Origin of the sequence: Duganella sp. sic0402 (assembly GCF_019219065.1) — a bacterium.
In the GTDB taxonomy this organism is placed as follows: domain Bacteria; phylum Pseudomonadota; class Gammaproteobacteria; order Burkholderiales; family Burkholderiaceae_D; genus Rugamonas.
On record NZ_JAHUWK010000025.1, the window covers coordinates 1 to 4678 of the forward strand.

A 4678-nucleotide genomic window follows, 5' to 3' on the forward strand; every position below is an offset into this window, starting at 1 on the left:
TCAAAGCTTGATGACCATAGTAAGTCGGTCCCACCCCTTCCCATCCCGAACAGGACCGTGAAACGACTCTACGCCGATGATAGTGCTGCAACCAGTGTGAAAGTAGGTTATCGTCAAGCTAGTTATTAAGTGAGAAGGCCCGGTCTGTGACCGGGCCTTTTTGCGTTTACAATCGTTCGCATGAACGAACACACTGCGAAAGACGTCGTGCTGGTCCGTGCCATCGAGACCGCCGATCAAAACAAGGAAATCCTCAGCGACGATGATCGCCTGTACGCCAGCCGCAGCGCGCGCGAGCTGGCCCAGTGGCGCGCCGCCGACCGCAAGGCTGAAGCCACCGGTGACGATTTCCTCCAGCAGCGCGCCGAACAAATCCTCAAACGCCTGGCAGAACGCCACGCCGCCTTTGCCGGCTTCGTCAAACAACGCAGTCCATTGCAGCCGCTGGCCTGGGCCTTGCCGCTGATTGGCTTGCTGCTTGGCGCAGGCCTGGACCGCATCACCGATCCGCACCGCGTCGATTTGTTGTCGGCGCCGCTGTTGCTGATCATCGTCTGGAATCTACTGGTCTACTTGGGCCTGCTGATCTGGCTGTTTATTCCATCACGCCCGCGCGCGCCACACCGCTTGAAGGCGCCGCGCAAGCTGCCTTCTGTGCTCTCGACCGCAGTGACAGATTTCATGCGCGAATGGGCGCAGCTCAGCGCCCGGCTGAACGCCGCTCGCCTGAGCCGCACTGTGCATCTGAGCGCGGCGGCGTTTGCCATCGGCGCACTGGCGTCGTTGTACGCGCGCGGCCTGTTGTCGCAATATGCGGCCGGCTGGGAAAGCACTTTCCTCGACGCGCGTCAGGTACATGGTTTGCTATCGACGTTGTTCGCGCCAGCGATTGCGCTGTTCCAGTTGCAAGGCTTCACGCTGGCGGAGATTGAAGCGCTGCGCTTCCCGCAAGTCACGGCAGCGGAAGGCGGCGCGCGCTGGGTGCATCTGTATGCGGCCACCATTCTGCTGCTGGTGATCGTGCCGCGCTTGCTGTTGTCGGCGTTCGCACAATGGCAGGCGACGCGCCTGTCGCGCCATTTCCCGCTCGATCTGGAGCAGCCCTATTTCCGTAAGCTGAATGATGCGATGGGCATGGCGCAAGGCGGCACGCTGCGCGTGCTGCCCTATAGTTTTACGGTCGATGAGCAACGCCATCGGCGCTTGCAACTGCTCGCCACCGAGATGTTCGGCGAGCAGGGGCGCTTGATGCTGCGGCCATCCACGCCGTATGGCGAGACGCCGCAAGTCAGCGATGACGCCGAGCTTGCCGCAACGGCCGCTCTATTCAATCTGAGTGCGACGCCGGAACAGGAAAATCACGGCGCCTTCCTGGATGTGTTGTCAAAGGCGACGCCGCGCGGTCTTACCGTGCTGCTGGACGAATCGGCGTACCTGGAGCGCATGGGCGCGGAACGCCTGGCCGAGCGCGTCGCGCTGTGGCAGGAGTTCTGCCGCTTCCACGGCGTCAGCGCCAGCGTCGTCAACTTGCAGGCGCCGGCATGAGCACTACGATACAACTGGCGCTGATTTCGCACACCAACAACGGCAAGACCACGTTGGCGCGCACACTGATGGGTGTCGATGTCGGCGAGGTGCGCGACGCTGCTCACGTGACCGTCCACTCCGAGCCGCACACGCTGCTGGCTACCGCTGAAGGCGACACGCTACAGCTGTGGGATACGCCCGGCTTTGGCGACTCGGTGCGTTTGCAAAAGCGTCTCGCGCAGGCGGGCAATCCCATCGGCTGGTTCCTGCGCGAAATGCTGGATCGCTATCGCGATCGCCCGTTCTGGTTGAGCCAACAGGCCTTGTGCGCCGCGCGTGATACAGCGGACATCGTGCTGTACCTGGTGAATTCGGCGGAAGATCCGCAAGACGCCGGCTACGTGCCGGCAGAGATGAAGATTCTCGAATGGCTGGCCAAGCCGGTGGTGGTGATCCTCAACCAGACTGGCCGTCCACGCCCGTTGGCGGAAGAGCAGGCCGACCAGGCCCGCTGGCGTGATCACCTGCGACAGTATCCCGCCGTGCGCGAGGTGCTGGCACTGGACGCCTTCGCGCGCAGCTGGGTGCACGAACGCGTGTTTTACGCGTCGCTGACAGGCTTGCTCAGCGCGGAACAGCAGCCAGCATATGCGCGTCTGCTCGCCGCGTGGCAAGCACGTAACGCGGAACGCTACACGCAATCGATGCGGCTGTTGTCGGAGCAGTTGCTGGTTGCCGCGCGCGATAGCGAGGCACTGCCACAAGAAGGCGCGAGCCTGCTCAAGTCGGCATTGAAAGTCGTTGGCATCGGCAAAAACGCCGAACAGCAGCGCCAGGATCAAGCGATGGGCGAATTGGTCGCGCGCCTCAATCAGCACACTGGCGCGATGACGCGCGCGCTGCTGGTGCTGCATCAACTTGACCCTGCCGGCGCCGCCGACATCAATGCGCAAGTGCGAGATCATTTCTCTGTACGCGCGCCGATCGACAAGGCACAGGCAGGCCTGCTGGGCGCGATGATTTCCGGCGCAGCCACCGGCTTGTCAGCAGACCTGTTGGCGGGAGGGCTGACGCTCGGTGGCGGCGCCTTGCTGGGCGGCCTTGCTGGTGCGCTGACCTTTGCCGGTGCGGCCTGGGGCTTCAATTCCAGCACCGACCGAAATCAGTCCACCATGCAGTTCACGGACGCCTTCATGCGCACGCTGGTAGTGGCGGGCATCTTGCGTTACCTGGCAGTGGCGCACTTCGGCCGTGGGCGTGGCAGCTTTGTTGACAGCGAAGCGCCGGCCTTCTGGCAAAGCGCGGTGGAGCAAGTGGTGGCGCAGCACGAGGCCGCGCTGGCCGCCGTGTGGAAACAGGCGCGCCGTGAGCAGGCGACGTTGCAGCTATTGATGGAGCAGATGGTGTCGGCCGTGCTGGCGCAGCTGTATCCCGGCTTACACCAATCGTGACGCCTCGGCCGGCTGTACGGTGAGGAAGCGCCGCATGGCGTTGGCTTCTTCGCTTGGGCTGCGGCCAAAGTAACGCTTGAATTCACGGCTGAATTGCGACGGACTTTCGTAGCCGACTTGCGCGCACGCGGCTTGCGCGGTCATGTCGTTGCGCGCCATCAGCAAGCGCGCCTGGTGCAGGCGTGCGGACTTCAGGTATTGAATCGGCGAACAATGTGTCACCGATTTAAAGTGCACGTGGAAGGCCGGCACACTCATGCTGGCTTCCGCCGCCAGGATGCCGACGTCGATATCGGCGGCATAGTCGGCATGGATGCGGCGCAGTGCTTTGGCGATGCGGCCGAACTGTCCCTGACTGGTCAGCGCCGCGCGCATGGCGGCGCCCTGCTCGCCCATCAGCACCCGGTAGCAGATCTCGCGCACGATGCTTGGTCCCAGCACGCGCGCTTCCAGTGGCGAGTTCAATGCCTCCAGCAGCCGCAGCACCGTTTCGCGCAGGCGTTCGTCCATGCGGGTGGTCATCATCCCCTTGGGGAGCGCCGGCACTTCGTTATCGCTCTGGTCGATGGCGAACATCAGGTCAGCCAGCGTGGTGCGGTCGACGCGGATCGACAGACCGAGGAAGGGATGTTCCTCCGACGCTTCGGTAGCGGCGGTGAATGGCATGGGCACGGCCACCACCAGGTAATGATCGGCGTCGAATTGCAGGATGTCGTTGCCGAAGTAGGTACGCTTGCGGCCCTGTAGCGCGATGGCGATGCAGGGATCGTACATGGCCGGCGACTTGGTCACGCTTTGGTTGGCGCGTGTCAGGCGCACGTCGTCCACCAGGGTTTCGGTATAGCCCTCGTTGCGCGCCAGCTGCATATGCAGGGCAATCATGCGTTCCACACTACACTCCTTATTTGCGGTGATGAATAGGAATGATCCATGATTCCCGCACTGATCGCTACAGCTGTCGTTGCGATGCATAGGATTAGGCAAGAACTACATAGGCATGTGCATTCGCAGCATGGCGATTCGTCCGTAAGATGCAGCCTGTGTTAATGGCTAGGAAGGACTGCATCATGACTCAAGCTCATCGCAAAGTAATTCTGATTGCCGGCGCCAGCCGGGGATGCGGTCCCGCGACAGCCCGTCAACTGGCAGGCGAGGGACATCATGTGGTGCTGGGTGCGCGCCGCTCCAGCAAGCTGCACGCGCTGGTGACGGAAATCCGCAAGGCGGGCGGCTCGGCGGAATGGTTTGCGCTGGACGTCAATCAGCCGGACGAGATGCGTGAGTTCCTGGCGTTTGCCGAGGACATTCACAAGCGCGTCGATGTGGTGATCAATAATGCGTGAAAGCCCTTGTCAAAGCAGCGGGCGCTTGGTATGATTCTGTCCCTCGCGAAACGAAGCATGCAAATGCAGAGTGAAGCGGGAAAAAGAAGAGCTTGACGAGATGGTTGAAATGCTTCATAATCTTGCCTCTTCGCTGATGAACAAAACGCTTCTTCAGCTAGCAACACAAGATCTTTAAAAATCAACAGTCGATAAGTGTGGGCATTTGGTGCTGCAACAAAAAGCATTAAATGCTCAACAAGAAATAAAACAGTAGTAATACTGTCAGTATTTTGAGTGAGCGAACCATGGTCAGAAATGATCATAAAACAGAGATTAAACTAAAGAGTTTGATCCTGGCTCAGATTGAACGCTGGC

The 4678-nt window shown here is 61.0% G+C and carries 4 protein-coding genes and 1 rRNA gene; 4 read left to right on the forward strand and 1 reads right to left on the reverse strand.

What is annotated here, in order from left to right:
- Nucleotides 1-6: 6 nt before the first annotated feature.
- From rrf to KW842_RS27110, 3 genes are all read left to right on the forward strand, one after another.
- Nucleotides 7-119 (forward strand): 5S ribosomal RNA (gene rrf, locus KW842_RS27100).
- A gap of 61 nt (nucleotides 120-180) precedes the next feature.
- The gene (locus KW842_RS27105) at nucleotides 181-1545 is read left to right on the forward strand and encodes a DUF2868 domain-containing protein (protein WP_218307299.1); all 1365 of its coding nucleotides are present in this window, start codon (nucleotides 181-183) and stop codon (nucleotides 1543-1545) included.
- The gene (locus KW842_RS27110) at nucleotides 1542-2978 is read left to right on the forward strand and encodes a DUF3482 domain-containing protein (RefSeq protein ID WP_218307301.1); all 1437 of its coding nucleotides are present in this window, start codon (nucleotides 1542-1544) and stop codon (nucleotides 2976-2978) included. Before KW842_RS27105 ends, KW842_RS27110 begins: the two co-directional genes overlap by 4 nt.
- Here KW842_RS27110 and KW842_RS27115 read toward each other — a convergent pair.
- Entirely contained in the window at nucleotides 2964-3860 is an 897-nt protein-coding gene (locus KW842_RS27115; RefSeq protein WP_218307305.1) for an AraC family transcriptional regulator, read from the reverse strand. The two genes, KW842_RS27110 and KW842_RS27115, sit on opposite strands and share 15 nt — an antisense overlap.
- 185 nt (nucleotides 3861-4045) lie before the next feature.
- Here KW842_RS27115 and KW842_RS27120 point away from each other — a divergent pair, with 185 nt between their 5' ends.
- Nucleotides 4046-4321 (forward strand): SDR family oxidoreductase, encoded by a 276-nt coding sequence (locus tag KW842_RS27120; protein WP_218307303.1) that lies wholly within the window; start codon nucleotides 4046-4048, stop codon nucleotides 4319-4321.
- Nucleotides 4322-4678: the final 357 nt, after the last annotated feature.

Coding starts and splice junctions, on each gene's coding strand:
- KW842_RS27120 (WP_218307303.1), top strand. CDS start 4,046: ATGACTCAAGCTCATCGCAAAGTAATTCTGATTGCCGGCGCCAGCCGG.
- KW842_RS27115 (WP_218307305.1), bottom strand. CDS start 3,860: ATGATTGCCCTGCATATGCAGCTGGCGCGCAACGAGGGCTATACCGAA.
- KW842_RS27105 (WP_218307299.1), top strand. CDS start 181: ATGAACGAACACACTGCGAAAGACGTCGTGCTGGTCCGTGCCATCGAG.
- KW842_RS27110 (WP_218307301.1), top strand. CDS start 1,542: ATGAGCACTACGATACAACTGGCGCTGATTTCGCACACCAACAACGGC.